Source organism: Clostridium sp. LS, from assembly GCF_002760435.1.
Classification (GTDB): domain Bacteria; phylum Bacillota; class Clostridia; order Clostridiales; family Clostridiaceae; genus Clostridium.
Genome location: NZ_AUUU01000009.1, coordinates 121,710 through 139,684 on the forward strand (window position 1 = coordinate 121,710; position 17,975 = coordinate 139,684).

The window sequence follows — 17,975 nt, forward strand, 5'->3', positions numbered from 1 at the left end:
ATAGTGAGTGATGGATTTAAAGAAGACATTAACGTTGCACCAAGCTTAACATTTGAACCTTTTGAGGAGGAAACTCCTATTGCTAAAGTGGAAGAGAATAAGCAAGCAGAAATTTTTGATGACAGCTATTTAACTGAAGAAGAAAAGAAGATGGTAGATGAATTTGTAGAGAAAATTGATATTAGTAATTCAAATTCAATTTTACAATATGGTGTAGGTGCCCAAAAGAAAATCGCAGATTTTTCTGAATCAGCTTTAAATAATGTAAAGACTAAAGACTTAGGTGAGATAGGTGAAATGCTATCAAGTGTTGTGGTTGAATTAAAGAATTTTGAGAATTCAGATGAAAAAAAAGGTTTTTTGGGATTGTTTAAAAAAACAACAGAAAAAATCGAGCATATGAGAGCAAAATACGAAAAAGTAGAAGGTAACATAAATAAAATATGTAATACCCTTGAAACTCACCAAATACAGTTATTAAAAGATATTGCAATGCTTGATAAGATGTATGAAATAAATAAAGTTTATTTTAAAGAACTATCTATGTACATTTTGGCTGGAAGAAAGAAGCTTTCAAAGTTGGAAAAAGAAGAACTTCCTAAATTAGCAGAAAAAGCAAGGCTAAGTGGACTACCTGAGGATGCACAGGCTACAAATGATTTTATGTCTTTATGCAACCGCTTTGAAAAAAAGGTTCATGACTTAGAGTTAACCAGGATGATTTCTCTTCAAATGGCGCCTCAAATTCGTTTAATTCAAAATAATGACTCTTTAATGTCTGAAAAAATACAATCTACTATTGTTAATACTATTCCCCTTTGGAAGAGTCAAATAGTTTTAGCACTTGGAGTAGCTCATTCCAGCAATGCCGCTAGAGTTCAAAGTGAAGTAACAAATATGACAAATGAACTTTTACGTAAGAATGCGGAAACTCTTAAGATGTCAACTATAGAAACTGCTAAAGAATCAGAACGTGGAATTGTTGATATAGAAACTCTTAAAATGACAAATGAATCATTAATTTCAACTCTAGATGAAGTGCTTCGTATTCAAACTGAAGGACGTGAAAAACGTAAAGCAGCTGAAGCTGAACTGCAAAATATTGAGGAACAATTGAAAAATAGACTTCTACAGCTAAAGAGATAATAAAACAAATAGAATGCATAGTACTTAGTGGAATTACTAAAAACATATGTATTCTATTTTCTTATATACTCTTAAAATCGAGATTACGCAAAATTATTTTATCGGATAAAATAATTTTATAAAAAAATATTGACATTAAATTCAAAACAGGATATTATTAATATATAGATTAAACGCTTACATAAATATTAATATTGTGATTGTTACTGATTCGATCAGGCGAAACCTTAATTAATGAGAAGAGATATTATTCAATCTCTTTTGATTAATTGGGGTTTTTATATTCTAATTTATCATAAACTTTGATTGGGGGATAGGAATGATAATAAAAAAGATATTTAATAATAATGCTATTTTAGCTAAAGACTCAAATAAACAAGAGATTGTTATTATGGGGCGTGGAGTTGGATTTAAAAAAAGTGTAGGAGATGAAGTAGATGAAAATCTAATTGAAAAGACTTTTATACTAAAGCAAAAGGATGCCTCAGAGAAATTTAAATTATTATTAGAAGATATTCCTACTGAACATGTATCACTATGTTATGATATTATTGAATACGCCAAGAATATATTAAATGTTGAATTGAATGATTATATATATGTAACTTTAACTGATCACATTAGTTATGCATTAAAATTATTTGAAGAAGGATTAAATCGGCCTAACGCATTGATCTGGGAAATTAAAAAGTTTTATCCTAAGGAATTTGAAATTGGACTAAAAGCCCTAGAATTCATAGAAAGTGAAACAAATAAGAAATTACCGGAAGATGAGGCAGGGAATATAGCTCTTCATTTAATAAATGCTCAAATTAATAATTCTAGCAGTAAAGTTGAAGATATTGCTCATCAAACAAAAATGATACAAGATATATTAAATATAATTAAATACACATATAACATTGCACTTAATGAAAAATCTCTTAACTATGAAAGGTTTGTTACACATTTAAGATTTTTTTTTCAGAGATTAAACAAAAATGAAAAAATAGAGAAAGAGGAAGATGATTTTTTATTAAAACAAGTTAAAGTTAAGTATAAAAAAGCTTATGAGTGTATGCTCAAAGTAGAAAAATATTTAGAGACAGAGTTGTCTGATGAAGAACAGTTATACTTAACAATACACATTCAGCGTGTAACTCAAAGATAAATTAAAATAAAACAATTGGATTGTTACTGGTAAAGCAGGCGAGACCAAATATGGATAGAAAATTTATGTCTATCTATATTAGGTCTCGTTTTTTTATAAAAATATATAATAAAGGAGAAATATATTATGAAGTATGAACAATTAGCAAAAGACATTATAAAGAATGTCGGTGGAAAAGAAAATGTTAATAGCTTAACTCACTGTATTACTCGCTTGCGTTTTAAATTGAAGGACGAAAGTAAAGCAAATACTGATATATTAAAAAATATGGATGGTGTTGTTACGGTTGTGCAAAGTGGTGGACAATATCAAGTAGTTATTGGAAATCATGTTCCAGATGTATATGCGGATGTTGTTGCTGTTGGTGGATTTGCTACAGCTTCAGAGGATAATTCAAGTGAAAAAATGAGTCCATTTAATAAATTTATAGATATTATATCAGGAGTATTTGCGCCAACCCTTGGAGTATTATCAGCAACAGGTATGATAAAAGGTTTTAATGCATTATTTGTAGCAGTGCATTTATTAGCACCTACTGATGGAACGTATATGATTTTAAATGCAATTGGAGACAGTTTATTTTATTTCTTCCCAATATTCCTAGGATTTACAGCAGCAAATAAATTTAAATTAAATCAATTTACAGGAATGGCAATAGGTGCTGCGCTAGTATATCCAAAGATTTTAGCATTAACTGCCGCCGAACCTCTATATAAAGTTTTAAGTGGTACCATGTTTGAATCTTCAGTAAGTACTACATTTTTAAATATACCAGTTATATTAATGGATTACTCATCAACTGTTATTCCAATAGTAGTAGCAGTATTTGTAGCCTCAAAAATTGAGAAATTCTTTATAAAGATTATACCAGATGTAGTTAAAACATTTTTAGTTCCATTTTGTACATTATTAGTAATAGTACCTTTAACATTTTTAGCAATTGGTCCAATATCAACTTGGGCAGGCAAAATAATAGGAACTGTTACATTAACTATTTATAACATTAGCCCAATTATAGCAGGAATATTCCTTGGAGCATTCTGGCAAGTATTTGTTATTTTTGGATTACATTGGGGATTAATACCTATAGCTATAAATAATATGGTTACAATGGGATATGATCCAGTGTTAGCTCTTGTAATAGCGGCTTCTTTTGCACAAACAGGTGTAGTTGGAGCTATACTAATTAAAACTAAAAATAAAAAATTAAAATCATTAGCTATTCCAGCATTTATTTCAGGTATTTTTGGAGTTACAGAACCAGCTATTTACGGTATTACATTACCAAGAAAGAAACCATTTATATTAAGCTGTATTGGCGCTGCAATAGGTGGAGCTATCGTAGGCTTCTTCGGCTCAAAAGGATATATGATGGGAGGACTAGGAATATTTGCTCTTCCAAGTTATATTAGCCCAAATGGAATTGATCAAGGATTTTATGGAATTGCTATTGCAATGGTAGTAGGCTTTATTTTAGGATTTGTTCTAATGATGTTTACTAAATTTGAAGATGATTTAAATCCAAGTGATAAGACTAAACAAGAAAATCCATTAGTAAAACAAGAAATTTTAGCAACCCCATTAAAAGGTGAAGTTAGACCATTATCAGAAGTAAAAGATGCAGCATTTTCAAAAGGAGCACTCGGAAAAGGCATAGCAATAGCACCAACTGAAGGTAAAATAGTTGCTCCTGTAGATGGAGTTTTGACAACATTTTTCCCAACAGGTCATGCATTAGGAATCACAAGTGCTAATGGTGCTGAAATATTAATTCATGTGGGAATGGATACTGTTCAATTAGAAGGAAAATATTTTTATCCTAAGGCAAAACAGGGAGATAGCGTAAAGAAGGGGCAAGTATTGTTAGAATTTGATGTTAAAGCTATAGAAAAAGAGGGATATTCTTTAATAACACCTGTGGTTATTACTAATTCAGATAATTATTTAGATGTAATTGAAACTGATAAAAAAGTTATTGATTATAATGATGACTTATTAAGAGTTATGATTTAAAAATATAAAGTTTCTAAGCATAAGAGTAAAATAATCTTATGCTTAGAATTAAAGAAACTAAAATTTATAAGCTCATAAGGAGGCAAAACATATGTCAAAAGGATTTCCAGAAGGATTTTTATGGGGAGGAGCTACAGCTGCAAATCAATGTGAAGGGGGATATTTAGAAGGAAACAAAGGTTTATCTACAGTTGATGTGATTCCTGCAGGTAAAGACCGTTTTCCAGTGATGCTTGGAAAAATGAAAATGTTCAAATGTGATGAAGAACATTATTATCCAAGTCATGAGGCAATTGATTTTTATCATAATTACAAGGAAGATATAGGCCTATTTGCAGAAATGGGATTTAAGACTTTTCGTTTATCCTTATCATGGGCTCGAATATTTCCCAATGGAGATGATGAAGTTCCAAATGAAGAAGGACTAAAATTTTACGATAATGTTTTTGATGAATGCCTTAAATATGGAATTGAGCCTTTAGTAACTATAACTCATTTTGATGTGCCAATGCATCTTGTAGAGACAATTGGTTCATGGAGAAGCCGTAAAATGGTGGGTTATTATGAAAGATTATGTGAAGTTATATTTAAACGTTATAAAGACAAAGTAAAGTATTGGCTTACATTTAATGAAATCAATATGTTATTGCATTTACCTTTCATTGGCGCAGGATTAGTTTTTGAAGAAGGAGAAAATGAAGAAGCTATAAAGTATCAAGCTGCACATCATCAATTAGTTGCCAGTGCAAAGGCTACCGAAATAGCCCATAAGATAAATCCAGAATTTAAGATTGGTTGTATGCTAGCTGCAGGTAATACTTACGCGAATACTTGCGCACCTGAAGATGTATGGAAAGCTATGGAGAAGGATAGGGAAAACTATTTCTTTATTGATGTTCAATCTCGTGGAGAATATCCAAATTACGCAAAGAAGATGTTTGAAAGAATGAACATTTCTTTAGAAATAGAAGATGGGGATGAAGAATTATTAAGAAATAATACAGTTGATTTCATCTCTTTCAGTTATTATGCATCAAGACTAACCAGCGCTGATCCAGAAGTAAATGCGCAAACAGAAGGTAATGTATTTGCTACGTTAAAAAATCCATATTTAAAAGCAAGTGAGTGGGGGTGGCAGATTGATCCTCTTGGGCTTAGAATCACTTTAAATTCTTTATATGATCGCTACCAAAAGCCATTATTTATAGTTGAAAATGGGTTAGGAGCTGTTGACACTCCAGATGAAAATGGATATGTAGAAGATGATTATAGAATTGAGTATTTAAGAGAGCACATTAAGACTATGAGAGATGCAGTTAATATTGATGGCGTTGAACTTATGGGTTATACTCCATGGGGATGTATTGATCTTGTAAGTGCATCTACAGGCGAAATGAAAAAAAGATATGGGTTTATATATGTGGATAAAGATAATGAAGGTAATGGTACTTTAAAACGTAGTAAGAAAAAGAGTTTTGAATGGTATAATAATGTTATTGCCAGAAATGGTGAAATATTATAAATAAACTTAATAATATGAGAAGCTATGCTTAGTTGTTATACATAAAATGTATTACGATTAAGTGTAGTTTTTTTATTTATATGGTTTTTAAGTCAAATTTAGCTATTTAAAAGTTACATTTCAAAGTAGATAAATGTTATAATAGATAATAATAAAGGGAAAGTTTTTATTTACGATAATATAAATAAAGATTAAGTAAGGGGTAGAGGCATTATGAATAACAACATATTATTAGAATCAGGTACTGGTGAATTAGAGATTATTGAATTTATAGCTAATGGTAATCATTATGCAATTAATGTGGTAAAAGTTAAAGAAGTAATTGAAATGCCAAAGAGTGGTTTAACTAAATTACCAGATCCTAAGCCAGAAATAGCAGGACTTATTTTGTGCAGAGATGAAATTCTTACTTTAATTGATTTGAAATATATTTTAACTAAGAAGGAAGCTTTAAACCTTGGCTCAAAAGTTATAGTTTGCGAGTTTAATAAAATAAAAGTTTCATTTAATATTGATGATATAATAGCAGTGCATCGTATTAAATGGGAGGAAATAAGAAAGCCTGATGATTTATCAGAAAATTCACTGGCTGTTGGTAACATACTTTTAAATGGTAAAGTATTAATTATGCTTGATTTTGAAAAAATAGTTACAGATATTTGTCCAAGCGTTGGAATTAGTGAGGATAGACTAGTAAAAGTAGATTATAAAGATAGATCGGGAATAAAATTAGTTTTAGCAGATGATTCAGCTTTAATTAGAAGACTTTTAAAAGATACACTTACAAAAGCAGGCTTCAAGAATCTAAGAATTTTCGATGATGGTAGTCAAGCTCTAAATTTCCTAAGTAAGTTAGCAGAGGAAAAAGGAGAAAACTTTACTAAGGATGTGCAATTGCTTATCACTGATATTGAAATGCCACAAATGGATGGCCTTACACTTACTAGAAGAATAAAAGAACATGATGTTTTAAGGGAATTGCCTGTTATAATTTTTTCATCATTAATTACTGAAGAGCTAAGACATAAAGGAGAATCTGTTAAAGCTGATGCTCAATTAAGTAAGCCAGAAGTTAGTGAACTTGTAGATACTATAGATAAATTATTAAATATGTAAGATATGATATTAAAAAGTTCATTATTATTTAGATTAAATTACATATTTCAGCAAGGTATAGATAACAGATCTATGCCTTTTTGTTAACAAAGGTAAGGATATGAAGAAAAGAATATTATATTTGCATTTGTATTGGAAAATGTTGTATAATAATTTTTGTATTAATAATACAAAATTTTAAGTGAAAATAAGTTATTTATTTTAAAAGATAATTATAAAGGAGGATTAGGAAATCATTACTATAAAAGGTATGTGCAAAGGATTGGGTATTTTTAGATTATATGGGGGGATATTTATGGATACAAATGAAAATAAAATAAATAAGTTTATTAGAGGTGCTATAACTTCTCTAATAATGATGTTTGCTTTATTCTTAGTTTTTTCAATTAACACCATAGGTGTTTCAGCTAAAACTACAAGTGATAGTTCAGCTCAGAATTATACTTTATCACTAAAGGAGAGAGGCGGACTTGTAGAAAAAATAAAAGGATCTGATATTAATTTAAAGTATGGTAGCAATAGTTCCAATGATGTTTCATATGATGATAATTTATTACAAGAATGCATAAACAAGCTATCATGTTTTGACAGCAGTAAGGTTATGTTATCACAAAATGCTAAATTGATTTATGAAAACAGTAATTTTGTGATTTATAAAGAGGTCTATGGGAATCAAGTTAACAGAGACATTTTATATGAGAATATTATTAAAGCAATTAAGAATAAGGATTCAAAATTAGATTTAGAAGAAATAAAATGTTATAAGGATCCTAAGTATGTTTCAGATTCGCCAGAAGTAATTTCTGCTAAAGATACAATTAACAAATATATGTCTTCAAGGATTACTTATAATTATGCTGGACAAATGCAAGTGTTAGATGGATCTACCATAAAAGACTGGATTAATATTGATGAGAATTATAATGTAAGTCTTAATGCATCAATAGTAAGAAACTACGTAAATAAGATGGCGGATAATTATGAATCGTTGATGGGAACAAGCATAAATGTTAGCGGTGGTTACGAAGGGAATAATCACAGTTGGGTAATTGATAGTGCAGGGGAAACAAATGCACTGATAGAAAATATAAAAAGTGGACAAACTATAACTAAACATCCATTATATATTCAAACATCAGCTGCGAGTTATTTTAGTAACGTTGGGGATTCTTTTATAGAAATTGATATGACTAAGCAACATTTATGGTTTTATAAAAATGGTTACTTAGTAGTTGAGGGTGATGTTGTTACAGGAAATGAAAGTGCTGGAAATTCAACACCTACTGGTGTTTACAATATCTACGCTATGCAAAAAGATACTGTGTTAAGAGGTGAAGATTATGCTGCTCCAGTTAGTTTTTGGATGCCTTTTAATAAAAATATTGGACTTCATGATGCAAGCTGGAGATCAGAATTTGGTGGGCAAATATATAAGACTGATGGATCTCATGGATGTGTGAATGCACCTTATTCTGTTGCAAAAACCGTGTACGATAATGCTTGGACAGGAATTCCTGTGATTTGCTATTATTCATAAGTTAATAGAATACAAAATAAGTTAACGAGAAAAGTTTAATCAAATTGGATTAGGCTTTTCTTTTTTTGGAATTAGTTAGTAGAGTTACTCTCAAGCAATATATAGATGCTCCATGTTCTAAACATAATTACAACTACATAATTATTAAAATATCAAAAGTGCAATGGAGGTCTTATGGAAAGGCAGATAAAAAAGCGTAAACTTATAAAATCAACAATATTAATTAGCTGCTCTTTTTTGATTCTATATTTAAGCGTATCAATATATTTTTCGAAACATTTTTATATTGGTTCTGAAATTAATAGTATAAGTGTTTCGGGAAAAACTGAAGAGGAAGCGGAGGAAGAAATATTGTCTAAGATAAAATTATATACCCTGGATTTAGAAGGAAGGGATAATATGAATGAGCAAATTAAAGGCTCTGAAATTGAGTTGAAATATAATTTAGGGACTAAGATAAAAGAGCTTAAAGATAGTCAAAATCCTTTAGGTTGGTTTCTTGTAATTTTCAAGCCGCAAAAATATAAGGTATCTGAGATTGTTAGTTATAATGAAAAATTATTAAAAGACCGTTTTGATAAATTTTCTTATTTTGATAAGAAAAAAATAGTAGAACCACAAAATCCAAGTTTAAAATATACAGATAATGGTTATTCAATAATTGATGAAGTTTATGGAAATAAAATTAATAAAGATATTTTATATAGAAAGGTAATTGACGCAATAAGTACAGGACAGGAAAAGGTAAATCTTGATTCAGCTAATTGTTATGAAAATCCTAAATATACTTCAAAATCTCAGGAAGTTATAAATGCTAAAAACATGCTCAATAAATATACCTCTGTATCAATTACTTATTCAAGTGGTGGAATAACAGAAATATTAGATGGAGCTACTATACACAATTGGCTTAATGTTAATGAAAATTTTGAAATAACATTTAACAAGATAGAAATTGGTAAATATATAGGCAAGCTAGGAGAGATATATAATACGGCAGATAAAACAAGAAATTTTTCAACATCATTAGGTACAAAAGTGAAAGTTAGTGGGGGCACTTATGGATGGTTGATTAACAAACCAGAGGAAATGAAAGAATTAATAGAAATAATACAAGAAGGGAAATCCGTAACCAAAGAACCTATATATAAGCAAACTGCATTATATCGTGGAGATGATGGTAATGATATTGGTAATACATATGTTGAAATTAATATGACACACCAACATTTGTGGTTTTACAAAAAGGGATTCCTTGTAGTGGAAGGAGATATTGTCACAGGAAATGTAGAAAAAGGAAACAAGACACCTGAAGGCACTTTTATGCTTGAATACAAACAGAAAGATGCTACATTGAAAGGCGAGAACTATAGAACTTCGGTGAAGTTCTGGATGCCATTTTATGGTAATGTGGGCATTCATGATGCAAGTTGGAGAGGGGATTTTGGCGGAAATATTTATAAAACTAACGGATCTCATGGATGTGTAAATGCTCCATTATATTTAGCAAACATTATCTTTAATAATATTGAGGAAGGAACTCCGATAATTTGCTATTCTTAAAAATTATAAATAATTAAATGTGTTTATATATAGATTAACATTAACGAATATTGAATATATTTCTGACAATTAGCAAAGCCTTAAATGCAGGCATTTATTAAAAAACTCACCTTAATAACTTATCCCTTACAACTTATAATTAAAATAATGTATGCATACAATTTACATTTTTTATTTTGTATGATATTTTATTAATATTAAATTGCGGAAGAAAAGAGGGAAGTATATCTGATGAACGATAAATTTGTGTATGCTCCGGGGCCGACATATGTAAGAGAAAATGTTAGATTAGAAAGAGCTAAGGAAACTACTAATCCGGATGTTGATGTGGAGTTTGTAGAATTCTACAAAGATACTTGTGAGAAGATAGGTAAAATAATAAGAACTGAAAATCCTGTTTATATATTAAGCGGAGAAGGTATTTTAGGGTTAGAGGCTGCATGTGCATCTCTTACTGAGCCAGGAGATAGAGTACTTGTTTTAGATAATGGGATTTATGGAAAGGGTTTTAAAGACTTTGTTAAAATGTACGGGGGAGAAGGAATACTTTTTTCAGATGATTATAACAAAGATATAGATGTAGATAAATTAAAAGATTTTTTAGAGAAAGATCATGATTTTAAGTATGCGACAATAGTTCATTGCGATACTCCAACGGGGGTATTAAATGATTTATCTAAGATATGTCCAATTTTAAATGAGTATGGTATTTTAAGTGTTGTGGATTCTGTTTCAGCTATGGCAGGGGAAGAGATACGAGTTGATGAATGGAAAATTGATATAGCTTTAGGAGGATCTCAAAAAGCATTTTCGGCTCCGGCTGGTTTGACGATGGTCAGCATTAGTGAAAAGGCTAAAGCTGCTATGGAAAATAGAAAAACTCCTGTAGTTGGGTTCTATTGTAATCTTAACATTTGGAAAGATTATTATGATAATAAATGGTTCCCTTATACTATGCCTATAAGTGATATTATGGGATTAAGCAGAGCTGCTGATAATATATTAGATGAAGGAATTGAAAATGTATTAAACAGACATAGTAAAATAGCAAGTGCAACTAGAAAAGCAATTGTTGAGTATGGCCTTGAACTATTTTTAGAAGGCGGGTACTCTGATACAGTTACAGCAGTAAAAATACCAGAAAGTATAGGAGCACAAAAGCTTAAAAATCATATGTTAAGTAAGTATAATACTTTGATTATAACATCACTAAATCCATATGAAGATATTATTTTAAGAATTGGGCATATGGGAGAAAATGCAAAGTTAGATAGAATAATTTATGCATTAAGCATAATTGATAATGGATTAAAGGACTTAGGTTTTAATAGTAATAAGGATTTAGTTAAACTATTTCATAAATATTTTGGAGAATAAAATTATACATCATTGAAACAAAAAAATAAATATAAAGGTGGGGCAAAAAAATGGAATTAAACAGAGGAAAAAGCAAATTTACAACAAAAGATATGGTGGAAACGGCATTATTAACGGCTTTAGTATTTGTAGCAACTGCATTTATAAATGTTAGACTGCCAATTATAGCTAGCGGAGGATTAGTTCATTTAGGAACTGTAATGCTATTTATTGCAGCAATTGTTTTTGGAAAGGAAAAAGGTGCTATTGCTGGAGCAGTAGGAATGGCAATCTTTGATTTATCATCAGGTTGGGCACTTTGGGCACCATTTACTTTTGTAGTTAGGGGAATCATGGGATATATGGTTGGATATATTACATGGGGAAATAACAGAAATGGAAATAATCTTGCAGTAAATGTTCTTGCAGTAATTTTATCAGGTGCTTGGATGATTGCTGGATATTATATTACTGAAGGAATCCTTTATGGAAATTGGCTATCACCAGTAGCATCAATACCAGGAAATGTAACTCAAATTGTTATTGGACTAATATTAGGATTACCTATAGCTAAAATTCTTAAAAAATATGTAAAATACATATAATAAAAAAATGATGTTTTAAAGTAGTTTTTCTTTAAAGCATCATTTTTTTTATTTTGTAAAATATATTTAGTAGATTAGGATTTGCGAAATTAAATTTCGTGTATTATACCATTGACGAAATTATAATGTCATATTATTATAGAATTATAATGGATTGAAGAATAGGAGGGTATTTAAAGTGAATGATAACGATTTAAAGAAAAAGTGTGCTAAGGAAGCTATAAAATACATTAAAGATGGCATGATAGTTGGTCTTGGTGGAGGAAGAAGTATAGCTTACTTAATAGAGTATATAGCAGGCGATAAAAATCTAATGGTTAAAGTAGTTACTCCTTCAACAAAAACTAAGATGCTTTGTATAGAAAACGGATTAGAAGTACTCCACACCTCGTTTATAGAGAAAGTGGATGTTGCTTTTGATGGATGCAATCAATTAGATGAAAATTTAAATGCACTAAAGAGTGGAGGGGGAATTCATACTAAGGAAAAGCTGATAGCTAGTATGTCAGAAGAATTTATTATTCTGTTAGATGAGGAGAAGTTTGAAAAAAAGTTAACTTTCAAGTCCCCTGTAACTCTTGAAATTTTGGAAGATTCATTAAAGTATGTTGAAAGAAAAATATTAGAATTAGGTGGAAAACCAATAATTCGAAGTAGTGACATAAAAGATGGTTTTACCATAAGCGACAGTGGCAACCTATTATTAGATGTATCTTTCAATGAAGTAGAAGATGTTTATGAATTAAATAACAATCTAATAAATATATGTGGTGTTATAGAGACATCGTTGTTTACTAATGTTGTTACAAAAGCAATAATTGCTAATGAGAAAGATATTAAGATAATATCAAAAAATAAAATATAATTTAAGGAGAGTGCAGCTATGAATAAAATAAATTGGGCTATACTAGGGCCGGGAACAATTGCAGAATCTTTTGCAAAAGCTTTATGTGAGGTTAATGGTAATGTATATGCAGTAGGTTCAAGAAATATTGAAAAGGCAAAGGAATTTGCAAGTAAGCATAATGTGGAGAAATATTATGGAGATTATGATCAAATGTTAAAAGATGAGGATATTGATGTTGTTTATATATCAACTCCTCACAGCAATCATTATGAATATATTATGAAAAGTCTTAAAAATAATAAGCATGTAATTTGTGAAAAAGCTATAACTGTAAATGGTAAGCAATTAAAAGAAATAGTTGAGTTAGCTAGAGAGAAAAACTTAATAGTTACAGAAGCAATGACAATTTATCATATGCCATTATATAAAAAGCTGCGTAAGCTTGTGAAAGATGGAAAGCTAGGAAAAATTAAAATGATTCAAGTTAATTTTGGAAGCCTTAAAGAATACGATGTTACAAACAGATTCTTCAGCCCAGATTTAGCAGGTGGAGCACTTCTTGATATAGGAACATATGCTTTATCATTTACAAGATCATTCTTATCTAGTAATCCAGAAGAAATTTTAACTACAGTAAAAAAATTTGAAACTGGAGTTGATGAGCAATCGGGTATAATACTTAAGAATTCTGATGATGAAATGGCAGTGATTTCTTTAACTATGAGAGCTAAACAACCAAAGAGAGGAATTGTTTGTGGAGAATTAGGATATATAACAGTTGAGGATTTTCCAAGAGCAGATAAAGCTACAATTACTTATCCAGATGGAAGGATTGAAGTTATCCAAGAGGGTGATACATCAAAAGCATTAGTATATGAAATTGAAGATATGACTAATTATATTTTGAACAAAGATAAAAATGAAGTATTAGATCTATCAGTAGATGTAATGAATATAATGGATGAAATAAGAAAACAATGGAATTTAAAATATTCTTTTGAATAATATTAAGAGGAGTATTGTTAAAGTGAAAGAAGTTGAAAAAAGCGTTTTAGATAAGATATTATGCATTTATAAAAATTTGTATGAAGCCGAAAAGAAGATAGCTGATTATGTAATAAATAATAAAGAGAAGGTTATTGAAATGACCGTATCTGAACTAGCAACTCAAAGTAATGTTAGTGAGGCTACTATAGTGAGGTTTTGCAAAAAATGTGATTTGAAAGGTTTTTACGACCTAAAGATAAGTATTGCAAAGGAAATGGTTAAATCAAAAAATAGTACTGTATCTAACGAGCTAGATTCCAATAATATAGGCCAATCTCTTCAAAATATATTAGCAAATAAAATAGAAGAATTAAAACAAACTATATCAATGATGAGCGAAGAAGAAATAAAGAAAATACTAGATGCAATTAAAAGTGCAAGAATTGTTCAATTTGCAGCAGTTGGAAATACAATACCCGTAGCAATGGATGGAACATATAAATTCAATCAATTGGGTATATCATCACTTACAAGTACTATATGGGAAACTCAACTGGCCTTTGCATATACCCTAACTAAAGAAGATGTAGTTATTGTAATATCTAATTCGGGATCATCTAAAGAGCTTGTAACATTGCTTGAAATTGCAAATGAGAAAAAAGCAACAACTATTTCAATAACAAATCATGAGAATTCACCCGTAGCTAACAAAAGTAAATATCATATAAATACATCTACAAGAGAAAAATTATTTTTAGACGAGTTTAGTTTTTCAAGAGTGTCAGCTATGGTGGTTATAGAAACGTTATATTTACTTCTAACTAGTGATAAAAAAGATGCATATAATTGGATCAGTCAGCATGAACACTCTATAGCTGATGGGAAGATCTAAAAATAAGTTTAGTTTTTATAATAAAAGAAAGGATGATAAAAATGAAGAATATAAATATTGGAAAAAGTGGAGTTTATGCTTCGGAAATTGCACTTGGATGCATGAGAATGGCAGGAATTGAAAAGAGTGAGGCAGAAAAAGTAATTAAAACTTCATTAGAGGAAGGAATTAATTTTTTTGACCATGCAGATATATATGGTGGAGGAAAATCAGAAGAAATATTTGCAGATGCAATTAATATGAATCCATCAATTAGAGAAAAAATGATTATCCAAACTAAATGTTCAATAGTGCCAGGTATAATGTATGACTTTTCTAAAGAACATATTTTGAATTCTGTAGATGGCAGCTTAAAAAGGCTAAAAACAGATTATGTAGATTTTTTATTATTACATCGCCCAGACACCCTAATGGAGCCAGAAGAGGTTGCTGAGGCTTTTTCAAAGTTATATGAAAGCGGTAAGGTAAAGTATTTTGGTGTTAGTAACCATACACCAATGCAAATAGAATTATTAAACAGGTATTTAAATAATAAAGTAATTATAAACCAATTACAATTTAGTATAATGCATACGGGAATGATAGATGCAGGATTAAATATGAATATAAACAATGATGCAGCAATCGATAGAGATGGAGGAGTGCTGGAATATTGCCGTCTTAAAGATATAACTATTCAAGCATGGTCTCCATATCAGTATGGATTCTTTGGGGGAGTATTCTTAGATAATGATAAATTCCCAGAATTAAATAAGAAAATTGATGAAATCGCAGAGAAATATGGGGTGACAAATACTGCAATTGCAACTGCATGGATATTAAGACATCCAGCTAAGATACAAACTATTGCAGGTTCGATGAATACAAATCGTCTTAAGGAAATATGTGCAGCATCAAATGTTAATCTTACAAGACAAGAGTGGTATGAAATATATTTAGCAGCAGGCAATAAGCTTCCATAGATCTGCTAATTTGAAGTAGACTTGAATAAGTAATGAGAAGTTATAAAAATAGATTAATGAGTTGAGAATATTTTAATTTTATATGTTAGTCTTTTTATTATAAGTCTTGAAAAACATACCATAATTAGGTATTATTAATATAGTAGTATTATATGTACTACTATATTAATATAGGGGTGAGAAGTATGAATATTGATAAAAATGTAATGAGTTTAATTAATGAATTTTCAAACTTAGACGAAGTTGAAGGGATTTTATTGGCGGGATCTCATGCAACTCAAACAAATGACAAGGAATCGGACTATGATATTTATATCTACACAACCAATGAAATAGCTTTAGGTGTAAGAAAAGAAATTACAGATAAGTATTTCAAGTATATAGAATTAAATAATACATTTTGGGAAGCAGAAGATGATGGGGTTTTGGCGGACGGTGATATCCAAGTAGAAATTATATATAGAAATTTCGAATGGATTGATGGTATGCTAAATAGAACTTTATTTGAATGTCAGGCTGATGTAGGTTATACCACATGCTTTTGGAGTAACCTTATAAATTCAATAATACTATATGATAAAAATGATAAATTAGGTAATTTACAAAAGAAATATAAAATAGATTATCCTAAAGAATTAAAACAAAATATAGTAAGAAAGAATTATCCACTATTAAAAAAACAAATGCCAGCTTACTACTATCAAATTGAAAAAGCTCTGAAAAGAAATGACTTTATAAGTGTTAATCATAGAGTAGCAGCATTTTTCGCAAGCTATTTTGATATTATATTTGCTATAAATGAAAAGCCTCATCCGGGAGAGAAGAAGCTGCTTAAGATTATTAAAGATAACAATTTAAAAGTTCCTCAAGATATGGATAAAAATATTGAAAAAATATTAAAGTCAGCTGCAGACAATAGTGTTAATATATTATTAGAAATTAATGAGTTGGTTAATAATTTAGATACACTGTTAAGCAATGAAGAAATTAATATAAAGTAATTAGGAGAAATACTATGGATGAAATAATAAGCTTATTAGAAAAATTAAACTTTTCTAAGACTGAAGCAGCAGTCTACATAGATTTGTTGAAAAATTCAAGTTCAAATGGTTATAAAATTGCTAAAAATTTAAATTTATCAAGATCTTCGGTTTATTCAGCTCTAGATAATTTGTATAAAAAGGGGATAGTGTTTTTAGTACCGGGAGATTCACAAGTTTATAAGGCTGAAAATCCATCTGTATTAATTAAAAAGATAAAACATGAATTTAATGAAACTACAGATTTACTAGATAATAAATTAAAAGATATAGAAACTTCTAGCTTAGAGGAAAGATATATTAACATAGTGGGTTATGATAATATTATTTTAAAGATAAAACAATTAATTTTAGAAGCTAAAAATGAAGTTTATATTAATACAGACATTAATTTAGATAAATTTAAAGACGAGCTTATTAAAGTTTCGAATAGAGGTGTGAGAATAATTGTTTTTTCTTTTAAAAAGCAAACATTAGAAAATATACCTATTGAAATATATACTCATTGTAATTTAACCTGTGAAGGAAAAGAAACCAGAATGATGCTTGTAGTTGATTGTGAAAAAACCTTGGTTGCAGACAGAGGCCCTCATAGAGAAGAATTTTTAGGTGTTTTTACAGAAAATATTCTTTTAGCTTCAATCGTTTCTGAGCATATTCATAACGATATATATCTTTTAAAATTAAAGAAGTTACATGGAGATGATTTAATTAATAAAGATATTAAATTAAATACAATATTGGAGAACAGATAAAGAACAATTTAATTGTTAGGAAAATGCAAGTTTTTAAAGTAGGAAACCTTTATTTCTTTATAGATAAATATATTGAAATAAAGGTTTTTATGTTGCTACTCATTGTGTAATTCTTAGATTTGCAGTATAACGCTCCCAAGTGTGTCATTAATAGAAAATTAATGTATTAAAGAAAAAAATAAAGAATATTAAGATTAATAGCTGTATATTAAATGTGGAACAACATATAGAGTTTAATAATATGATAAGATAAAACACGTCGCTAAGGCATGTACAAAATCTTGCAAAATCTTTTATAAAAACTTAAATAATGGTTTAAAAGATTTTGAAAAAAGTTATTGACAAAGTCGAAAACAAGTGATACACTAAGAAAGTCGCTTGAGGGTGACGAAAACTTAAAATGAATTACAACAATAGTTGTAAGAAAGAAATTGGTCTTTGAAAATTGAACAGAATATAATAAATACATTTAAGTAAACCAGCA

General features: G+C 29.4%; 15 protein-coding genes. All 15 read left to right on the plus strand.

The annotated features are described in order from the left end of the window. Positions 1-3: 3 nt before the first annotated feature. The 15 genes from COL3_RS02625 (at position 4) to COL3_RS02695 (ending at position 17,491) form a co-directional block, all read left to right on the plus strand. On the plus strand, positions 4-1,146 hold the full coding sequence (locus tag COL3_RS02625; protein ID WP_008423454.1) for a toxic anion resistance protein: 1,143 nt from the start codon (positions 4-6) through the stop codon (positions 1,144-1,146). A 319-nt stretch (positions 1,147-1,465) separates the two neighbouring features. Further along, positions 1,466-2,296, plus strand: a complete 831-nt coding sequence (locus tag COL3_RS02630; protein WP_008423455.1) for a PRD domain-containing protein — start codon at positions 1,466-1,468, stop codon at positions 2,294-2,296. 126 nt (positions 2,297-2,422) lie between these two features. Further along, the gene (locus COL3_RS02635; protein ID WP_008423457.1) at positions 2,423-4,309 is read left to right on the plus strand and encodes a beta-glucoside-specific PTS transporter subunit IIABC; all 1,887 of its coding nucleotides are present in this window, start codon (positions 2,423-2,425) and stop codon (positions 4,307-4,309) included. A 91-nt stretch (positions 4,310-4,400) separates the two neighbouring features. After that, positions 4,401-5,831 (plus strand): 6-phospho-beta-glucosidase, encoded by a 1,431-nt coding sequence (locus COL3_RS02640; RefSeq protein ID WP_008423459.1) that lies wholly within the window; start codon positions 4,401-4,403, stop codon positions 5,829-5,831. 213 nt (positions 5,832-6,044) lie between these two features. After that, a complete protein-coding gene (locus tag COL3_RS02645) occupies positions 6,045-6,947 on the plus strand; it encodes a chemotaxis protein CheW (RefSeq protein ID WP_008423460.1) in 903 nt (300 codons plus the stop codon). A gap of 295 nt (positions 6,948-7,242) precedes the next feature. After that, a complete protein-coding gene (locus tag COL3_RS02650) occupies positions 7,243-8,484 on the plus strand; it encodes a L,D-transpeptidase family protein (RefSeq protein WP_008423461.1) in 1,242 nt (413 codons plus the stop codon). 174 nt (positions 8,485-8,658) lie between these two features. Continuing rightward, entirely contained in the window at positions 8,659-10,047 is a 1,389-nt protein-coding gene (locus COL3_RS02655; protein WP_008423462.1) for a L,D-transpeptidase family protein, read from the plus strand. 231 nt (positions 10,048-10,278) lie between these two features. Beyond that, entirely contained in the window at positions 10,279-11,424 is a 1,146-nt protein-coding gene (locus COL3_RS02660; RefSeq protein WP_008423463.1) for an alanine--glyoxylate aminotransferase family protein, read from the plus strand. Positions 11,425-11,474: 50 nt separating this feature from the next. Further along, positions 11,475-12,008 carry an ECF transporter S component gene (locus tag COL3_RS02665; RefSeq protein ID WP_008423464.1) on the plus strand — a complete coding sequence of 178 codons (534 nt, stop codon included), beginning with the start codon at positions 11,475-11,477 and terminating at the stop codon, positions 12,006-12,008. A gap of 178 nt (positions 12,009-12,186) precedes the next feature. After that, positions 12,187-12,873 carry a ribose 5-phosphate isomerase A gene (gene rpiA / locus COL3_RS02670; RefSeq protein WP_008423465.1) on the plus strand — a complete coding sequence of 229 codons (687 nt, stop codon included), beginning with the start codon at positions 12,187-12,189 and terminating at the stop codon, positions 12,871-12,873. An 18-nt stretch (positions 12,874-12,891) separates the two neighbouring features. Then, a complete protein-coding gene (locus COL3_RS02675; protein WP_008423466.1) occupies positions 12,892-13,860 on the plus strand; it encodes a Gfo/Idh/MocA family oxidoreductase in 969 nt (322 codons plus the stop codon). A 22-nt stretch (positions 13,861-13,882) separates the two neighbouring features. Continuing rightward, complete coding sequence (locus COL3_RS02680) at positions 13,883-14,734, plus strand: MurR/RpiR family transcriptional regulator (protein ID WP_008423467.1); 852 nt, start codon at positions 13,883-13,885, stop codon at positions 14,732-14,734. 41 nt (positions 14,735-14,775) lie between these two features. Further along, positions 14,776-15,696, plus strand: a complete 921-nt coding sequence (locus tag COL3_RS02685) for an aldo/keto reductase (protein ID WP_008423468.1) — start codon at positions 14,776-14,778, stop codon at positions 15,694-15,696. Positions 15,697-15,881: 185 nt separating this feature from the next. Next, a complete protein-coding gene (locus COL3_RS02690; RefSeq protein WP_008423470.1) occupies positions 15,882-16,697 on the plus strand; it encodes a DUF4037 domain-containing protein in 816 nt (271 codons plus the stop codon). Between the two features lie 14 nt (positions 16,698-16,711). Further along, positions 16,712-17,491 (plus strand): helix-turn-helix domain-containing protein, encoded by a 780-nt coding sequence (locus COL3_RS02695; RefSeq protein WP_008423472.1) that lies wholly within the window; start codon positions 16,712-16,714, stop codon positions 17,489-17,491. The last annotated feature ends 484 nt before the right edge of the window (positions 17,492-17,975 follow it).

Coding starts and splice junctions, on each gene's coding strand:
- COL3_RS02630 (WP_008423455.1), top strand. CDS start 1,466: ATGATAATAAAAAAGATATTTAATAATAATGCTATTTTAGCTAAAGAC.
- COL3_RS02635 (WP_008423457.1), top strand. CDS start 2,423: ATGAAGTATGAACAATTAGCAAAAGACATTATAAAGAATGTCGGTGGA.
- COL3_RS02640 (WP_008423459.1), top strand. CDS start 4,401: ATGTCAAAAGGATTTCCAGAAGGATTTTTATGGGGAGGAGCTACAGCT.
- COL3_RS02645 (WP_008423460.1), top strand. CDS start 6,045: ATGAATAACAACATATTATTAGAATCAGGTACTGGTGAATTAGAGATT.
- COL3_RS02650 (WP_008423461.1), top strand. CDS start 7,243: ATGGATACAAATGAAAATAAAATAAATAAGTTTATTAGAGGTGCTATA.
- COL3_RS02655 (WP_008423462.1), top strand. CDS start 8,659: ATGGAAAGGCAGATAAAAAAGCGTAAACTTATAAAATCAACAATATTA.
- COL3_RS02660 (WP_008423463.1), top strand. CDS start 10,279: ATGAACGATAAATTTGTGTATGCTCCGGGGCCGACATATGTAAGAGAA.
- COL3_RS02665 (WP_008423464.1), top strand. CDS start 11,475: ATGGAATTAAACAGAGGAAAAAGCAAATTTACAACAAAAGATATGGTG.
- COL3_RS02675 (WP_008423466.1), top strand. CDS start 12,892: ATGAATAAAATAAATTGGGCTATACTAGGGCCGGGAACAATTGCAGAA.
- COL3_RS02685 (WP_008423468.1), top strand. CDS start 14,776: ATGAAGAATATAAATATTGGAAAAAGTGGAGTTTATGCTTCGGAAATT.
- COL3_RS02690 (WP_008423470.1), top strand. CDS start 15,882: ATGAATATTGATAAAAATGTAATGAGTTTAATTAATGAATTTTCAAAC.
- COL3_RS02695 (WP_008423472.1), top strand. CDS start 16,712: ATGGATGAAATAATAAGCTTATTAGAAAAATTAAACTTTTCTAAGACT.